This window comes from Streptomyces sp. NPDC006309 (assembly GCF_040613095.1).
GTDB lineage: Bacteria > Actinomycetota > Actinomycetes > Streptomycetales > Streptomycetaceae > Streptomyces.
Genome location: NZ_JBEXRO010000004.1, coordinates 170,575 through 187,576 on the forward strand (window position 1 = coordinate 170,575; position 17,002 = coordinate 187,576).

Annotated in this window: 15 protein-coding genes; 10 read left to right on the forward strand and 5 right to left on the reverse strand. The window is 73.2% G+C overall.

Annotated elements, in window-relative coordinates:
- Positions 1-471: 471 nt before the first annotated feature.
- Both ABZ117_RS07815 and ABZ117_RS07820 read right to left on the reverse strand, forming a co-directional pair.
- Positions 472-1,404, reverse strand: a complete 933-nt coding sequence (locus ABZ117_RS07815; RefSeq protein ID WP_356818448.1) for a DeoR/GlpR family DNA-binding transcription regulator — start codon at positions 1,402-1,404, stop codon at positions 472-474.
- Between the two features lie 167 nt (positions 1,405-1,571).
- Complete coding sequence (locus ABZ117_RS07820; protein WP_356818450.1) at positions 1,572-3,020, reverse strand: NAD(P)H-quinone dehydrogenase; 1,449 nt, start codon at positions 3,018-3,020, stop codon at positions 1,572-1,574.
- Positions 3,021-3,116: 96 nt separating this feature from the next.
- On the opposite strand from ABZ117_RS07820, the gene ABZ117_RS07825 reads away from it, so the two are divergent.
- The 3 genes from ABZ117_RS07825 to ABZ117_RS07835 all read left to right on the forward strand — a co-directional run bounded on the left by ABZ117_RS07825 (position 3,117) and on the right by ABZ117_RS07835 (position 6,477).
- Entirely contained in the window at positions 3,117-3,554 is a 438-nt protein-coding gene (locus ABZ117_RS07825; RefSeq protein ID WP_356818452.1) for a gamma-glutamylcyclotransferase, read from the forward strand.
- Positions 3,555-3,723: 169 nt separating this feature from the next.
- A complete protein-coding gene (locus tag ABZ117_RS07830) occupies positions 3,724-4,548 on the forward strand; it encodes a purine-nucleoside phosphorylase (RefSeq protein ID WP_356818453.1) in 825 nt (274 codons plus the stop codon).
- Positions 4,549-4,830: 282 nt separating this feature from the next.
- On the forward strand, positions 4,831-6,477 hold the full coding sequence (locus tag ABZ117_RS07835; RefSeq protein WP_356818455.1) for a phospho-sugar mutase: 1,647 nt from the start codon (positions 4,831-4,833) through the stop codon (positions 6,475-6,477).
- 842 nt (positions 6,478-7,319) lie between these two features.
- On the opposite strand, the gene ABZ117_RS07840 is transcribed toward ABZ117_RS07835, so the two are convergent.
- Positions 7,320-8,030 (reverse strand): PH domain-containing protein, encoded by a 711-nt coding sequence (locus ABZ117_RS07840; protein WP_356818457.1) that lies wholly within the window; start codon positions 8,028-8,030, stop codon positions 7,320-7,322.
- A gap of 174 nt (positions 8,031-8,204) precedes the next feature.
- Here ABZ117_RS07840 and deoC point away from each other — a divergent pair, with 174 nt between their 5' ends.
- From deoC to ABZ117_RS07855, 3 genes are read left to right on the forward strand one after another with little or no spacing between them, the layout of a single operon-like run.
- A complete protein-coding gene (deoC, locus tag ABZ117_RS07845) occupies positions 8,205-9,194 on the forward strand; it encodes a deoxyribose-phosphate aldolase (protein ID WP_356818820.1) in 990 nt (329 codons plus the stop codon).
- A 5-nt stretch (positions 9,195-9,199) separates the two neighbouring features.
- Positions 9,200-10,651: an aldehyde dehydrogenase family protein gene (locus ABZ117_RS07850; RefSeq protein WP_356818459.1), complete on the forward strand. Its 1,452-nt coding sequence runs from the start codon at positions 9,200-9,202 to the stop codon at positions 10,649-10,651.
- A complete protein-coding gene (locus tag ABZ117_RS07855) occupies positions 10,644-11,534 on the forward strand; it encodes an aldehyde dehydrogenase family protein (protein ID WP_356818461.1) in 891 nt (296 codons plus the stop codon). The genes ABZ117_RS07850 and ABZ117_RS07855 overlap by 8 nt, the downstream gene beginning before the upstream one ends.
- Before the next feature lie 246 nt (positions 11,535-11,780).
- Here the strand turns inward: ABZ117_RS07855 and ABZ117_RS07860 are convergent, their stop codons facing one another.
- On the reverse strand, positions 11,781-12,182 hold the full coding sequence (locus tag ABZ117_RS07860) for a hypothetical protein (protein WP_356818462.1): 402 nt from the start codon (positions 12,180-12,182) through the stop codon (positions 11,781-11,783).
- A 159-nt stretch (positions 12,183-12,341) separates the two neighbouring features.
- Here ABZ117_RS07860 and ABZ117_RS07865 point away from each other — a divergent pair, with 159 nt between their 5' ends.
- The gene (locus tag ABZ117_RS07865; RefSeq protein ID WP_356818821.1) at positions 12,342-12,944 is read left to right on the forward strand and encodes a uridine kinase; all 603 of its coding nucleotides are present in this window, start codon (positions 12,342-12,344) and stop codon (positions 12,942-12,944) included.
- 148 nt (positions 12,945-13,092) lie between these two features.
- Here ABZ117_RS07865 and ABZ117_RS07870 read toward each other — a convergent pair whose 3' ends face one another.
- Positions 13,093-13,872, reverse strand: a complete 780-nt coding sequence (locus tag ABZ117_RS07870; protein WP_356818464.1) for a SigE family RNA polymerase sigma factor — start codon at positions 13,870-13,872, stop codon at positions 13,093-13,095.
- Between the two features lie 241 nt (positions 13,873-14,113).
- Between ABZ117_RS07870 and afsQ1 the strand changes: the two genes are divergently transcribed.
- From afsQ1 to ABZ117_RS07885, 3 genes are read left to right on the forward strand one after another with little or no spacing between them, the layout of a single operon-like run.
- Positions 14,114-14,791 (forward strand): two-component system response regulator AfsQ1, encoded by a 678-nt coding sequence (gene afsQ1, locus ABZ117_RS07875; protein WP_031024517.1) that lies wholly within the window; start codon positions 14,114-14,116, stop codon positions 14,789-14,791.
- Positions 14,788-16,377, forward strand: a complete 1,590-nt coding sequence (locus ABZ117_RS07880) for a HAMP domain-containing sensor histidine kinase (RefSeq protein ID WP_356818465.1) — start codon at positions 14,788-14,790, stop codon at positions 16,375-16,377. Before afsQ1 ends, ABZ117_RS07880 begins: the two co-directional genes overlap by 4 nt.
- Positions 16,374-16,976, forward strand: a complete 603-nt coding sequence (locus ABZ117_RS07885; protein WP_356818466.1) for a hypothetical protein — start codon at positions 16,374-16,376, stop codon at positions 16,974-16,976. Before ABZ117_RS07880 ends, ABZ117_RS07885 begins: the two co-directional genes overlap by 4 nt.
- Positions 16,977-17,002 lie beyond the last annotated feature (26 nt).

Here is a 17,002-nt window from a genome sequence, read left to right on the forward strand (position 1 = left end):
ACGCGGTACGGCGGTTCCCGTACGCCCCGTCATCCGTGCGGGCGGTACGGAGGTTCCGGCACGCCCGTCACCCGTACGCGCCGTACGACGGTTCCGGCACGCCCGTCACCCGTGCGGGCGGTACGGATGTTCCGGGACGCCCGTCACCCGTGCGGGCCGTACGGAGGTTCCGGTACGCCCGTCACCCCTGCGGGCCGTACGACGGTTCCGGCACGCCCGTCACCCGTACGCGCCGTACGACGGTTCCGGCACGCCCGACACCCGTGCGGGCGGTACGGATGTTCCGGGACGCCCGTCACCCGTGCGGGCCGTACGGAGGTTCCGGTACGCCCGTCACCCCTGCGGGCCGTACGACGGTTCCGGCACGCCCGTCACCCGTACGCGCCGTACGACGGTTCCGGCACGCCCGTCACCCGTACGCGCCGTACGGCGGTTCCGGTACGCCCGTCACGCGTGCGCGGCGTGCGGCGGCTACCGGCGGCGCAGGTCCGCCACCCGGCCCCGGTCGGACCCGGCCGGCTGCTCCCCCAGCCCCGCGGAGCGGAGCGGCACGTGCCCCCTTCTGGGCCCCGGCAGGGGAGCGCGCCGCGCCGCGGGCCCTTGGTCACCCCCCGAGTTCCCGTTCGCCCCGGTCACGGCGATCTGCACCCCCTGGTCGGCGAGCGCCTGCAACTCCGTGCATGCGCGGTCGTCGTGCGGTGGCGGCTCGTCGGTGACCAGGCGGGTGATGAGGTCCGTCGGCACGGTCTGGAACATGGTGTCCGTGCCGAGCTTGGTGTGGTCGGCGAGGACCACGACCTCCGCGGCGGCCTGGACGAGTGCGCGGTCGACGGAGGCCGAGAGCATGTTGGACGTGGACAGCCCGCGCTCGGCGGTGAGCCCGCTCCCGGACAGGAAGGCCCTGGACACGCGCAGCCCTTGGAGGGACTGCTCGGCGCCGGAGCCGACGAGGGCGTAGTTGGAGCCGCGCAGGGTGCCGCCGGTCATCACGACCTCCACCCGGTTGGCGTGGGCGAGGGCCTGGGCCACCAGCAGGGAGTTGGTGACGACGGTCAGTCCGGGCACCCGCGCGAGCCGGCGGGCCAGCTCCTGCGTGGTGGTACCCGCGCCGACCACGATGGCCTCGCCCTCTTCGACGAGGCCCGCGGCGAGGTCGGCGATGGCCGTCTTCTCGGCGGTCGCGAGATGGGATTTCTGCGGAAAGCCGGACTCTCGCGTGAACCCGCCCGGCAGTACCGCACCGCCGTGCCGGCGGTCGAGGAGTCCTTCTGCCTCCAGTGCGCGCACGTCCCGCCGTACGGTCACTTCAGAGGTCTGGACGACGCGGGCGAGTTCACGGAGCGACACGGCACCGTTCGCTCGCACCATTTCGAGGATCAATTGGCGACGTTCAGCAGCGAACACGAAACTGACAGTAACCCCAGCGACCGTCTGGTTTCAGCAGTATGCGCCGAATAACAGAAGTTGTTCGCATGGTGGGGGCGGAGGTGGTATAGGGCCTATCCGCCCCGACTATGCCGCACGCACACGCCACGACTCTTCGTGACCGGCGGCACGCCGGATCCGGCCGGTCAAGCCTCGGCGCCCGCCTTGCGGGTGTGCAGCTGCCGGGCGACCTCCGCGATCGACCCCGAAAGGGAGGGGTACACCGTGAAGGCCTTCGCGATCTGCTCGACGGTCAGATTGTTGTCGACGGCGATCGAGATGGGGTGGATGAGTTCCGAGGCGCGCGGCGCCACGACCACACCACCGACGACGATGCCCGTGCCCGGCCGGCAGAGGATCTTCACGAAGCCGTCCCGGATGCCCTGCATCTTCGCGCGCGGGTTGCGCAGGAGGGGCAGCTTCACCACCCGGGCGTCGATCTTGCCCGAGTCGACGTCCGCCTGCGTGTAGCCGACGGTGGCGATCTCGGGGTCGGTGAAGACGTTGGAGGACACCGTCTTCAGGTTCAGCGGGGTCACCGCGTCCCCGAGGAAGTGGTACATGGCGATGCGTCCCTGCATGGCGGCGACGGAAGCGAGGGCGAACACACCCGTCACGTCACCGGCCGCGTAGACGCCGGGAGCGGTCGTCCTGGACACCTTGTCGGTCCAGATGTGCCCGGACTCGCGCAGCTTGACGCCGGCCTCCTCCAGACCCAGCCCCGCGCTGTTCGGGATGGCGCCGACGGCCATCAGGCAGTGCGAGCCGGTGATGACCCGGCCGTCGGCCAGCGTCACCTCGACGTGGTCGCCGACGCGCTTGGCGGACTGCGCGCGGGAGCGGGCCATGACGTTCATGCCGCGGCGCCGGAAGACGTCCTCGAGGACGGCGGCGGCGTCCGGGTCCTCGCCGGGCAGCACCCGGTCGCGCGAGGACACCAGGGTCACCCTGGACCCGAGGGCCTGGTAGGCGCCCGCGAACTCGGCACCGGTCACACCGGAGCCGACCACGATCAGCTCTTCGGGCAGCTCGGTGAGGTCGTAGACCTGGGTCCAGTTCAGGATGCGCTCGCCGTCGGGCTGGGCGTCGGGCAGCTCGCGCGGGTGTCCGCCGGTGGCGATGAGGACGGCGTCGGCGTCGAGGGTCTCCTCGGTGCCGTCGGCGGTGCTGACGACGACCTTGCGGGACCCGTCGAGGGCCTGCATGCCGTCCAGCCGGCCGCGTCCGCGCATGACGCGGGCGCCGGCGCGGGTGACGGAGGCGGTGATGTCGTGGGACTGGGCGAGCGCGAGGCGTTTCACCCGGCGGTTGACCTTGCCCAGGTCCACGCCGACCACCCGGGCCGCCTGCTCCAGGGGCGGGGTGTCGTCGGCGACGATGATGCCCAGCTCCTCGTAGGAGGAGTCGAAGGTGGTCATCACCTCGGCCGTTGCGATTAGGGTCTTCGACGGCACGCAGTCGGTCAGTACCGACGCTCCGCCCAGACCGTCGCAGTCGACGACGGTCACCTCCGCGCCGAGCTGGGCGGCCACCAGGGCCGCCTCGTATCCGCCGGGTCCGCCACCGATGATCACGATCCGAGTCACGTACCCCATTGTCCCGCACGCTTCAAGGTGCCACTGCCCGGGGGCGTCACGGGCGCACTCCCGGGGCGCGGGAGGCGCGCGGTGCGGCTGCCGTACCCTCTGTCCATGGCGCTCTATGCCGCGTACGCCGGCAACCTCGACGCGCGGCTGATGTCCCGCCGCGCCCCGCACTCCCCGCTGCGCGCCACCGGCTGGCTGAGCGGCTGGCGGCTGACCTTCGGCGGCGAGCAGCTGGGCTGGGAGGGCGCGCTCGCGACGATCGTCGAGGACCCGCTGGCGCAGGTCTTCGTCGGCCTGTACGACCTCGCACCCATGGACGAGGAGTCGCTCGACCGGTGGGAGGGCGTCGGCCTCGGGATCTACCGGCGGGTACGCGTGCGCGTGCACACCCTGGACGGCGAGGAGCCGTCGTGGGCGTACGTCCTGGACGGCTACGAGGGCGGCCTGCCCTCCGCCCGCTACCTCGGCGAGATCGCCGACGCGGCGGAGTCGGCGGGGGCCCCGCACGACTATGTGATGGAACTGCGCAAGCGCCCCTGCTGAGCCGTCCCGCCCGGGACCGCCCTCCGGGCTGACCTGCGTTTTCTGCGCCGTTTTCCTCCGCCTTCCACTGATTCGCCCCCTGTCTCGTGGAAAACGACAAGGCAACGAACCGATTCCCGTGGGGTCTGTCATCTACGCGCGTAGGCGAAGACCGGTTACTCTCAACGGCGTGAACGCATCTCTCCTTCCGGACGACATCCAGGGCGATCCCCACGCCGCCGCCGACGCCGCCGCCGCGCGCCTGCGCGCGCTGACCGGTGCCGAGACCCACGACGTCGCCCTCGTGATGGGCTCCGGCTGGGCTCCGGCCGTCGACGCCCTGGGCGCACCCGACGCCGAGTTCCAGGTCACCGAGCTGCCCGGCTTCCCGCCGCCGGCCGTCGAGGGGCACGGCGGCAAGGTCCGCTCGTACGCCTTCGGTGACAAGCGGGCCCTGGTCTTCCTGGGCCGCACCCACTACTACGAGGGCCGTGGCGTCGCCGCCGTCGCCCACGGGGTGCGCACCGCCGTCGCCGCCGGCTGCAAGACCATCGTGCTCACCAACGGCTGCGGTGGTCTGCGCGAGGGCATGCGCCCCGGCCAGCCCGTGCTGATCAGCGACCACATCAACCTGACGGCGACCTCCCCGATCGTCGGCGCGAACTTCGTCGACCTGACGGACCTCTACTCGCCCCGCCTGCGCGCCCTGTGCAAGGAGATCGACCCCTCGCTGGAGGAGGGCGTCTACGCCCAGTTCCCCGGCCCGCACTACGAGACCCCGGCCGAGATCCGCATGGCCCGCGTCATCGGCGCGGACCTGGTCGGCATGTCCACGGTCCTGGAGGCCATCGCCGCCCGTGAGGCCGGCGCCGAGGTCCTGGGCATCTCCCTGGTCACCAACCTCGCCGCGGGCATGACGGGCGAGCCCCTCAACCACGAGGAGGTCCTCCAGGCCGGCCGCGACTCGGCCGCCCGGATGGGCCAGCTGCTCGGCCAGGTGCTGGGCCGCATCTGAGCCGCGACGCGGTACTCGCGCCGCGGTCAGGAGACACGGTGGCCGCGTCCGGCGTCGAGCGGGGCGCGGCAGGCTCCGAGCGGATGCAGTCGCCGCGTCCGGCATCGAAACCGGAGGCGGTGGCCGCGTCGGGCTTCGGGCTTCGGTACCGCCGGTGGCCCGGGGGCCCGGGGGCGCTCGGTCGCTCACCGGCCGTCCGGGTCGGATGGTGGGGGGCAAGGACGGGGGTCCGGGGGCGAGCCCCCAGCGGACCAGGCAAACACAGGAGAGGTTGATCCCAAGGTGCACGACGATCTCATCGCCCGGGCCAAGGCATGGCTGGCCGAGGACCCCGACGCGGAGACCCGTGAGGAACTCGCCAAGCTGATCGACGCCGGCGAGACGGACGAACTGGCGGCCCGCTTCAGCGGCACCCTCCAGTTCGGCACCGCCGGCCTGCGCGGCGAACTCGGCGCCGGTCCGATGCGCATGAACCGCGGCGTCGTCATCCGCGCCGCCGCCGGCCTCGCCGCGTACCTGAAGAAGAACGGCACCCCCCACGGGGGCGACGGCGCCGGGCTCGTCGTCATCGGCTACGACGCCCGCCACAAGTCAGCCGACTTCGCCCGCGACACGGCCGCCGTGATGACCGGCGCCGGCCTGCGCGCGGCCGTGCTCCCGCGTCCCCTGCCCACGCCCGTGCTGGCGTTCGCCATCCGGCACCTCGGCGCGGTCGCGGGCGTCGAGGTGACCGCCAGCCACAACCCGCCCCGGGACAACGGCTACAAGGTGTACCTCGGCGACGGCTCCCAGATCGTCCCGCCCGCCGACGCGGAGATCGCCGCCGAGATCGACGCGATCGCCTCCCTGGACGACGTACCCCGCCCGGAGTCCGGCTGGCAGACCCTGGACGACGCGGTCCTGGACGCCTATCTGGCCCGTACGGACGCCGTCCTGGGCGCCGGCTCCCCCCGCACCGCCCGCACGGTCTACACGGCGATGCACGGCGTCGGCAGGGACGTCCTGCTCGCCGCCTTCGCCCGCGCCGGGTTCCCCGAGCCGGTGCTGGTCGCCGAGCAGGCCGACCCGGACCCGGACTTCCCGACGGTCGCCTTCCCCAACCCGGAGGAGCCGGGCGCGATGGACCTGGCGTTCGCCCGGGCCCGCGCCACCGACCCGGACCTGGTCATCGCCAACGACCCGGACGCGGACCGCTGCGCGGTGGCCGTGAAGGACGGCGGCGACTGGCGGATGCTGCGCGGTGACGAGGTCGGCGCCCTGCTCGCCGCCCACCTGGTCCGGCGCGGCGCGCGGGGCACCTTCGCCGAGTCGATCGTCTCCTCCTCCCTCCTCGGCCGGATCGCCGGGAAGGCGGGGCTGCCGTACGAGGAGACGCTGACCGGCTTCAAGTGGATCGCCCGCGTCGACGGCCTGCGCTACGGCTACGAGGAGGCCCTCGGCTACTGCGTGGACCCCGAGGGCGTGCGCGACAAGGACGGCATCACCGCCGCGCTGCTGATCACCGAGCTGGCGTCCGTGCTCAAGGAGGAGGGCCGCACGCTGCTCGACCTCCTGGACGACCTGGCCGTCGAGCACGGCCTGCACGCCACCGACCAGTTGTCGGTCCGCGTCCAGGACCTCTCCCTCATCGCCGACGCGATGCGCCGCCTGCGCGAGCAGCCGCCGGCCGAGCTGGCCGGTCTGCCGGTCACCCGGGCCGAGGACCTCAGCTTGGGCACGGACCGGCTGCCGCCCACCGACGGCCTGCGCTACACCCTCACCGGTGCCCGTGTCATCGTCCGGCCCAGCGGCACCGAACCGAAGCTGAAGTGCTACCTGGAGGTCGTCGTGCCGGTCAGGGACCACGCCGGCCTGCCGGCCGCCCGCGCCCGCGCGGCCGAGCTGCTGAACGCCGTCAGGCGGGACCTGTCGGCGGCGGCCGGCATCTAGTCCCGGGCCGCCCGCCGGTGTACCCCGGGGGGGGTTGCCAGCGGGCGGTCACGGGCTCAGGTCACGTTCCTCAACGGTCCTGCTGCTCCTGGCCTGACGCCGCGGCGTCAGGCCAGGAGCAGCACGGCCACGGTCCGGGCGGCCACGGCCGGGCGCGCCCGAGGGCGGTGATCTCACCGGCCGTCCGCCCGAAGGGGCGCGGCAGACCCGGCTCACACTCCGGCCACGCCCGGCGGGGCACGCCGTCCACCCTCAGCTCGGCTTTCCGCACACGGCGGTCACCAACCGCCCCCAAGTGGCGGGGACCGCCCGGCGCCGACCCGCGCAACTCCGCGCACGCCGCCCGGCGCCGTCGTACGGCACGCCGTGGCTCCCGCCACACCCGGCGGGGCACGCCGTCCACCCTCAGCTCGGCCCGCACACGGTGGACATCAACCGCCCCCAAGTGGAGGGGGCCGCGCGATGCCGCCCCGCGCAACTCCGCGCACGCCGCCCGACGCCGTCGCACGGCACGCCGTGGCTCCCGCCACACCCGGCGGGGCACGCCGTCCACCCTCAGCTCGGCTTTCCGCACAGGGCGGACATCAACCGCCCCCAAGTGGCCGGGGCCGCCCCGCGCACGCCGCCCGGCGTTCCGCACCGGCCCGTTCCCGCCGTACCGGCGCGCGGACGGCGTCGTACCGGAGCTGACCGGCGCGGCCGTTACCGGCGGGAGCCCGGTTCCGCCGTACGGCACGGTCTTCTGCGGCGGTCCCGGTGCCTGCCGGTTCCTCCGCCCTCCGGGACTCGCCCCCGGCTCCTCGTCTTCCGGCCGACCGCCCGGCCTGCCCCCGTGGGGGACCTCAGCCCACAACCAGCAGGATCGCCAGCAGCACGGCCCCCGCCACCGCGGGCGCGGCCACCTCGTACGCCCAGCGGACCGTCGGCTCGCCCTGGGCCTGGACGGCCTCGCAGCGCCGGTCCCGGATCTCGTTCAGCTGGTCGATGATCTGGTCGCTCTCCGCCCGGGCCGGTCCGGTCTCGCCGCCGTGCAGGCTGAACCCGCCGAAGCCGAAGCCGCTCGGTGCGAGCCCCCCGCCCCCGGAGCCGACGCCGCCCGGTGTGACACCGCGCGCCGCGTCGGCCGCCGCCCGCTGCCGGCGGCGGGCCGCCTTCTTGCGGGCCCGCAGGGAGACGGGGACGGCCCACAGCTGGTACTTGGCGCCGGACCTGGCGACGACCTCGTTGGTGAATCCGGAGCGCAGACCGGCGACCTCGCCCCAGGGCAGGGTGATCACGCGGAACGGGTTGCGGATGCGCAGCCGGTCCTCGTTGGCGAAGACCGCCGGGCGGAGCGTGTAGGCGATCAGCAGCGGCAGGACCAGGATCATCGCGGCGAGTGCCAGCCAGGGGGTCCGGCCGTGGCCCTTGAACAGCGCGTCGAAGCCCAGCCACAGCACGACCACGAGCAGCAGCGCACCGCCCGTGAGGCCGAGGGGCGAGCGGTAGACCCGGTCCTTGACGGCGGGTGCCGGCGGCTGGGACGCGGGTGACGGGTGGTCGGGGGTGGTCATGGTCCCGATTCTGCCCGACGGCTCCGGCGGCGCGGCCAGGTGCCCGGCAACCGGCGCCCATCCGTGATCTGCGCGAGGGCGAGGGGCGGCGGTGCGGGCAAAAGGCGTGGGAAGCGCGGGCGGGAGCCGGGGGTGTACAGCCGCTACGCGCGTAGATATGCTCGTCTGGTGACCATGCCCCGTACTGCACCCACAGCACAGTCGCCCACTGCCGAGCGCGCGGGCGGTAGCTCCTTCGCCGACGTCACCGCGTCCGACAGCACGCTGCGCCGCTTCCTGCACGGGCTGCCCGGCGTGGACGCGGTCGGCCTGGAGGCACGCGCCGCGTCTCTCGGCACCCGTTCGATCAAGGCCGCCGCGAAGGCGTACGCCATCGACCTCGCCATCTCGATGGTCGACCTGACGACGCTGGAAGGCGCGGACACCCCGGGCAAGGTCCGGGCGCTCGGCGCCAAGGCGGTCCACCCCGACCCCACCGACCGGACGGCCCCCACCACGGCCGCGGTCTGCGTCTACCCCGACATGGTGGCCGCCGCCAAGGAGGCCGTCGCCGGTTCCGGCGTGAAGGTCGCCTCGGTGGCCACCGCCTTCCCGGCCGGCCGCGCCGCGCTCGACGTGAAGCTGGCCGACGTGCGGGACGCTATCGCCGCCGGCGCGGACGAGATCGACATGGTCATCGACCGGGGCGCGTTCCTCGCCGGCCGGTATCTGAAGGTGTACGAGGAGATCGTCGCCGTGCGGGAGACCTGCGGCACGGACGCCCGGCTGAAGGTGATCTTCGAGACCGGTGAGCTGTCCACGTACGACAACATCCGCCGCGCGTCCTGGCTCGGCATGATCGCGGGTGCGGACTTCATCAAGACCTCCACGGGCAAGGTCGCGGTCAACGCCACGCCCGCCAACACGCTGCTGATGCTGGAGGCCGTACGGGACTTCCGCGCCCAGACCGGCGTCCAGGTCGGCGTGAAGCCGGCCGGCGGCATCCGTACCTCCAAGGATGCCGTCAAGTTCCTCGTCCTCGTCAACGAGACGGCCGGCGCGGACTGGCTGGACAACCACTGGTTCCGCTTCGGCGCCTCCTCCCTCCTGAACGACCTGCTGATGCAGCGGCAGAAGCTGGCCACCGGCCGTTACTCCGGCCCCGACTACGTAACGGTGGACTGATCACCATGACCATCGAGAAGCGGTCCTCCGCATTCGAGTACGCCCCGGCGCCCGAGTCCCGCTCCGTCGTCGACATCGCCCCCTCCTACGGCCTGTTCATCGACGGCGAGTTCACGGAGGCGGCCGACGGCAGGGTGTTCAAGACCATCTCGCCGGCCACCGAGGAGGTGCTGTCCGAGGTCGCCCGAGCCGGTGCCGAGGACGTCGACCGCGCCGTCCGGGCCGCCCGCGCCGCGTTCGGGAAGTGGTCGGCGCTGCCGGGCTCCGAGCGCGCCAAGTACCTGTTCCGCATCGCCCGCATCATCCAGGAGCGCAGCCGCGAGCTGGCGGTCCTGGAGACGCTGGACAACGGCAAGCCGATCCGGGAGACCCGCGACGCGGACCTCCCGCTGGTCGCCGCGCACTTCTTCTACTACGCGGGCTGGGCGGACAAGCTGGAGCACGCCGGGTTCGGCGCCGCCCCGCAGCCGCTGGGCGTGGCCGGCCAGGTCATCCCGTGGAACTTCCCGCTGCTGATGCTGGCGTGGAAGATCGCCCCGGCGCTGGCGACCGGCAACACGGTCGTCCTGAAGCCGGCGGAGACCACCCCGCTCTCCGCGCTCTTCTTCGCGGACATCTGCCGCCAGGCGGGCCTCCCCAAGGGCGTCGTGAACATCCTTCCGGGCTACGGCGACGCGGGTGCCGCGCTCGTCTCGCACCCGGACGTGAACAAGGTCGCCTTCACCGGTTCGACCGCGGTCGGCAAGGAGATCGCGCGGACCGTCGCCGGTACCCGGAAGAAGCTGACCCTCGAACTGGGCGGCAAGGGCGCCAACATCGTCTTCGACGACGCCCCGCTCGACCAGGCCGTCGAGGGCATCGTGAACGGCATCTTCTTCAACCAGGGCCAGGTCTGCTGCGCGGGCTCGCGCCTGCTCGTCCAGGAGTCGGTCCAGGACGAGCTGCTGGACTCCCTCAAGCGCCGCCTGTCCACGCTCCGCCTCGGCGACCCGCTGGACAAGAACACCGACATCGGCGCGATCAACTCCGCCGAGCAGCTGGCCCGGATCACCACGCTGACCGAGCAGGGCGAGGCGGAGGGCGCCGAGCGCTGGTCCCCGGCCTGCGAACTGCCGTCGTCCGGTTACTGGTTCGCGCCGACGCTCTTCACGAACGTCACCCAGGCGCACACCGTCGCGCGCGACGAGATCTTCGGCCCGGTGCTGTCGGTCCTCACCTTCCGCACGCCCGACGAGGCGGTCGCCAAGGCGAACAACACGCAGTACGGCCTGTCGGCGGGCATCTGGTCCGAGAAGGGCTCGCGGATCCTGGCCGTCGCCGGCAAGCTGCGCGCCGGTGTCGTCTGGTCCAACACGTTCAACAAGTTCGACCCTGCCTCGCCGTTCGGCGGCTACAAGGAGTCGGGCTTCGGCCGCGAGGGCGGCCGTCACGGCCTGGAGGCGTACCTCGATGTCTGATCACAACCGTCTGAGCGTCTTCAAGACCTACAAGCTGTACGTCGGCGGGAAGTTCCCGCGTTCCGAGAGCGGCCGGGTGTACGAGGTGACGGACTCGAAGGGCAAGTGGCTGGCGAACGCTCCGCAGTCCTCGCGCAAGGACGCCCGTGACGCGGTCGTGGCCGCGCGCAAGGCGTTCGGCGGCTGGTCCGGCGCGACCGCCTACAACCGCGGCCAGGTCCTGTACCGCGTGGCGGAGATGCTGGAGGGCCGCAGGGCGCAGTTCGTCCGCGAGGTCGCCGACGCGGAGGGCCTGTCGAAGTCCGCGGCCGCCGAGCAGGTGGAGGCCGCGATCGACCGCTGGGTCTGGTACGCCGGCTGGACCGACAAGATCGCCCAGGTGCTCGGCGGCGCCAACCCGGTCGCGGGCCCGTACTTCAACCTCTCCTCCCCCGAGCCGACGGGCGTGGTCGCCGTCGTGGCCCCGCAGGAGTCGTCGTTCCTCGGTCTGGTGTCGGTGCTGGCGCCGGTGATCGCGACCGGCAACACGGCGGTCGTGGTGGCCTCCGAGAAGGCCCCGCTGCCCGCGCTGTCCCTGGCCGAGGTGCTGGCCACCTCCGACGTCCCGGGCGGTGTGGTCAACATCCTGTCCGGCCGTACGGCGGAGATCGCCGCGCCGCTGGCCGCGCACCAGGACGTCAACGCGATCGACCTCGCGGGCGCCGACGAGGTGCTGGCGAAGGAGCTGGAGATCGCGGCGGCGGACAACCTCAAGCGGGTTCTGCGTCCACAGCCTGTGGACCACTCCCGGACACCGGGGACCGACCGGCTGGCGGCGTTCCTGGAGACCAAGACCGTCTGGCACCCGACGGGGTCGCTGGGCGCGTCCGGTTCGTCGTACTGACGTACGCGGAGTGACGGGGCGGGGGGCGCGGCGGGACGCGGCGGGACGCGGCGGGACGCGGCGGGACGCGGCGGGACGCGGCGGGACGCGGCGGGACGCGGCGGGACGCGGCGGGGAACCGCGGGCGTCCCGGCCGGCCCCGCCCGGCCGGCCCCGCCCGGCCGGGCCCCGTCCGGTCCCGCCCGGCCGGGCCCCGTCCGGTCCCGGCCGGCCGGACGGCCCCCCGCGCCGCTCCCCAGGGTGCCGTCAGTGGCCCAGCGCGCCCAGCACCCCGCCCACCACCGGCACGCTGCCGATCGACGGGGCCTGGGCCAGCGGGCCCGTCAGGGCCTTGGAGGTGAGGGGCCGGAAGTCCGCGAGCTGGGTGCCCACGCCGTTGTCCAGCGGGTCCACGCCGGTGCCCGCGAGCGGGTTGGGCTTGAGGCCGGCGACCGGGCCGGTGACATAGCCGAGGATGCCGGTCGCGGCGCGCGTGCCCGCCTGCAGGTCGATGGTGCCGAGATCCACGGGGCGGTAGGAGAGGCCGGCGACCGGGACCGAGTCGGCGGACGCCGTCGCCGCCCCCGCGCCGAGGACCGCTCCTGCGGACGCCAGGGCGATCAGGGCGCGCTGCGCGGCGGAGTGCTGGTGGGAGGTGTGTCGGGCCATCGCTGGTGCCACCTTCGGTGCGCAGGGTGAGGCTGTCGACACGCAGGGTAGTTGAGGTGTGTCTCACGCTCAAAAGCCGACCCGCGGGGTCGGCAGGGCGCTCCCCATGCGTCAAACTGGTGTTCCGTGAGCATTCATCCTCCGCCCCCCGCCCGTGTCGTGCTGCTGTGCGGCCCCTCGGGCTCGGGCAAGTCACTCGTCGCCGCCCGTTCCGGGCTTCCCGTCCTGCGCCTGGACGACTTCTACAAGGAGGGTGACGACCCGACTCTGCCGCTGGTGGCGGGGAGTTCCGACATCGACTGGGACCACCCGGGGTCCTGGGACGCGGACATCGCCGTCGAGGCCATCGCCCGGCTGTGCACCGCACGGTCGACGCCGGTTCCGGTGTACGACCTCGCGCTGAGCGCCCGTACCGGCGAGGAGACCCTGCGCATCGGCGGCGCCCCGCTGTTCATCGCGGAGGGCGTGTTCGCCGCGGAGATCGTCGAACGCTGCCGGGAACGGGGCCTGCTCGCGGACGCCCTGTGCCTGACCCGGGGCCCGTTCACCACCTTCCGCCGCCGCTTCCTGCGCGACCTCAGGGAGGGCCGCAAGTCGGTGCCGTTCCTGCTGCGCCGCGGCTGGCGGCTCATGCGCGCGGAACGCTCGATCGTCACCCGCCAGGTGTCCCTGGGCGCGCACCCCTGTGACCGGGACGAGGCGCTCGGCCGGCTGGCGGCAGCGGCGACGGGCCGGCAGGCTCGGCAGCAGACGGCGGCGTGACACCCGCCCGCCCCTGACGCACGCAGGAGCGGGACCGGCCGGCCCCCCTGGCCCACCGGTCCCGCTCCTGTTTCTCCCCCGTGTCACCCCGTGGGCCCACCCCCCAGTGGTCCCCGGTTCTCCCCCGTCGTCCTCGTCGCCGCTGTGCTCAGGCGACCAGTTCGCCGAAGGCGCTCTCCTCGTCACGGCCGAAGCTGAGGACCTCGTCGTCGCGCAGCCGGCGCAGCGACCGCCAGATGCTGGACTTGACCGTGCCGACACTGATGCCGAGTATCTCCGCAATCTCCGGGTCGGTGCGGCCCTCGTAGTAGCGCAGGACCAGCATGGTGCGCTGGAGTTCGGGCAGCCGGGCCAGCGCCTGCCAGAGGACCGCGCGCAGCTCGGTGCCGCGCATCGCGTCCGTCTCGCCGGGCGTCTCCGGAAGTTCCTCGGTCGGGTACTCGTTGAGCTTGCGGCGCCGCCAGGCGCTGATGTGCAGATTGGTCATGGTGCGGCGCAGGTATCCGCCGACCGCCGCCTTGTCGCTGATCCGCTCCCACGCCCGGTACGTCGAGAACAGCGCGCTCTGGAGCAGGTCCTCGGCCTCGAAGCGGTCCCCGGTCAGGTGGTAGGCGGTGGCGTACAGGGAGGCGCGGCGCTCCTGGACGTAGGCGGTGAACTCCGCCTCCGTCAGCGAACGACGCTCCCCCGGGTCCTCCCCGTACGCGGCTCCCCCGTGCGTCCCCCCCGTGTGCGCGTCAACCACCGTCATGAACGTGGTGTGCTGACGCGCGGTGCCGCCGCGGGCGCATCCCCGCCCTCCCCCGAGCTCGCGGTTCCGCTCGAGCAGGGAGGTGCCCGTGCCGGCACCGGCCTTCTCCGGTCCCCGGTACACGTCGTGCAGACGCGTGACCACTGCGCTGGTGCTCATGCCGTGCAGCGTGTTCATCTCGCGCTCCCCGTGGTGGACTTCCGGTGACTCGGTCGTACCGGGCCGGTTGCGGCCGGTGGCCCCTGCCCGTGACCAAAAGACTGCCGGGGGACCTTCATGGAGGTGTCCGCCGACTGTCACAGACCTGTCACAGGGGCCCCGTCCACGACGGTGACGGCGTGCGCACAGGTGGTCGCGCCGGTGAGGAAGGGGCGCCGACGGGTCGTACGACACCCCGTCCATGGGCCAGAATGAGCCCGTGCCTTCCCTGTTGCTGATCGAGGACGACGACGCCATCCGTACGGCCCTGGAGCTGTCCCTGACGCGCCAGGGACACCGGGTGGCCACCGCTGCCAGCGGCGAGGACGGTCTGAAGCTGCTGCGTGAGCAGCGCCCGGACCTGATCGTGCTGGACGTGATGCTGCCCGGCATCGACGGGTTCGAGGTGTGCCGGCGCATCCGGCGCACCGACCAGCTGCCGATCATTCTGCTGACGGCGCGCAGCGACGACATCGACGTGGTCGTCGGGCTGGAGTCCGGCGCCGACGACTACGTCGTCAAGCCGGTGCAGGGACGGGTGCTCGACGCCCGGATCCGGGCCGTGCTGCGCCGCGGCGAACGCGAGTCCAGCGACTCGGCGACGTTCGGCAGCCTCGTCATCGACCGGTCGGCCATGACCGTCACGAAGAACGGCGAGGACCTCCAGCTGACCCCGACCGAGCTGCGGCTGCTGCTCGAACTGAGCCGGCGGCCCGGTCAGGCGCTGTCCCGGCAGCAACTGCTGCGGCTGGTGTGGGAGCACGACTACCTGGGCGACTCGCGGCTGGTGGACGCGTGCGTGCAGCGGCTGCGGGCCAAGGTCGAGGACGTACCGTCGTCCCCGACGCTGATCCGCACCGTCCGCGGTGTCGGCTACCGCCTGGACGCGCCTCAGTGACCGACACGCACGGGGGGCTGCGCGGCTGGGCCGCGGGGCGCAGGGGGAATCCGACCCGGCTGAGGTTCACCAGCCTCAGGCTGCGGCTGGTGCTGGTCTTCGGCCTGGTCGCGCTCACCGCCGCCGTGTCGGCGTCGGGCATCGCCTACTGGCTCAACCGGGAGGCCGTCCTCACCCGCGCCCAGGACGCGGTGCTGCGCGACTTCCGGCAGGAGATGCAGAACCGCGCCGGCGCGCTGCCCGTGCACCCGACGCAGGACCAGCTCCAGCGGGCGGCCGGCCAGATGGGGGCCAGCAGCCAGCGCTTCAGCGTGCTCCTGGTCGCCGGGGACGCCGACGGCAAGAAGGTGTACGGCACCTCGGGCGGCATCAACGGCTTCGCGCTGGAGGACGTACCCGCTTCGCTGCGCGCGACCGTGACCAGGCGCCAGCCGGTGACCGACACCAACAAGGAGCCGTACCACCTGTACTGGCAGCGGGTCGTGGACCACGGCACGCCCTATCTGGTGGCCGGTACGCGCGTCATCGGCGGCGGTACCACCGGGTACATGGCGAAGTCCCTGGAGCCCGAGGCCAAGGACCTCAACTCGCTGGCCTGGTCGCTGGGCATCGCCACCGGACTCGCGCTGATCGGTGCCGCGCTGCTCGCGCAGGCCGCCGCGACGACCGTGCTGAAGCCGGTGCACCGGCTCAGTGTGGCCGCGGGGCGGCTCGGCGAGGGCAGGCTGGACACGCGGCTCCAGGTGTCCGGCACCGACGAACTCGCCGACCTGTCCCGGACGTTCAACAAGGCCGCCGAGGCGCTGGAGAAACGGGTCGCGGAGATGGCCGCGCGGGACGACGCCTCCCGGCGGTTCGTCGCCGACATGAGCCACGAACTGCGGACCCCGCTCACCGCCATCACCGCCGTCACGGAGGTGCTGGAGGAGGAGCTGGAGTCGGAGGCCGGGGGCATCGACCCGATGGTCGAACCCGCCGTCCGGCTGGTGGTCAGCGAGACCCGGCGGCTGAACGACCTGGTGGAGAACCTGATGGAGGTCACCCGCTTCGACGCGGGCACCGCCCGGCTGGTCCTGGACGACGTCGACCTCGCCGACCAGATCACCGCCTGCATCGACGCCCGCGCCTGGCTCGACGCGGTCGAACTGGACGCCGAGCGCGGCCTGCACGCCCGCATCGACCCGCGCCGCCTGGACGTCATCCTCGCCAACCTGATCGGCAACGCCCTCAAACACGGCGGCTCGCCGGTGCGGGTGTCGGTGCGGAAGGCGGACGACGCGGTCGAGATCCAGGTCCGCGACCACGGGCCCGGCATCCCCGAGGACGTCCTGCCGCACGTCTTCGACCGCTTCTACAAGGCGAGCGCCTCCCGGCCGCGCTCCGAGGGCAGCGGACTGGGCCTGTCCATCGCCCTGGAGAACGCCCACATCCACGGCGGCGGGATCACCGCCGCCAACTCCCCCGAGGGCGGCGCCGTGTTCACGCTGTGGCTGCCGCAGGACTCCGCCGCCCTCGCCGAGGAGGACGGCGAGGACGCCGAGGACACCGGGCCCGGCACGGACCACCTGGGAAAGGAGGGGTCATGACCGTACGACGCCTGCTGGCGCTGCCCCTCCTGGGCGCGCTGCTCACCGGCTGCGGCATCCGGGCCACGGAGGTGCCGACCGACTTCGGGGCGGCGCCGTCCGGGGTGCAGTGCTCGCTGGCCGGGCCCGACCTGTCCACGCAGTCCTCGCACGGGGTGCCGGTGCAGGTCTTCCTGCTGTGCGGGGCGTCCCTGGTGGCCGTCGACCGGACCGTACGGGTACCCGACGGCACCCCGGACGCCCGGCGCCGGGTGATGGTCGCCCAGGGGCTGCTGGACCAGCTGGCCGCGTCACCGTCGGCGGCGGAGCGCTCCGCCGGCTACACGACGCGGGTACCGGGCGGCCTCGGCGTCAGCGGGCCCGGCCCGAAGGACCCCGACGACACGCTCCGCCTGAGCACGGCACCATCACGTCTCACCTCCTACGCCGTGGCACAACTGGTGTGCACCCTGTCCGACTCGGCGGCCACGGAGGGCGACGGCTCGGTCATCCTGGGCGGCCCCGACGGGGGCCCGCTGCGCCGCTACGAGTGCACGGACGACGCCCGCGAACACCCGGGCACGTCCCAGCCCCCGTCCACCCCGATCACCGACCACTGACGCCCACCCCACGGACACCCACCGGC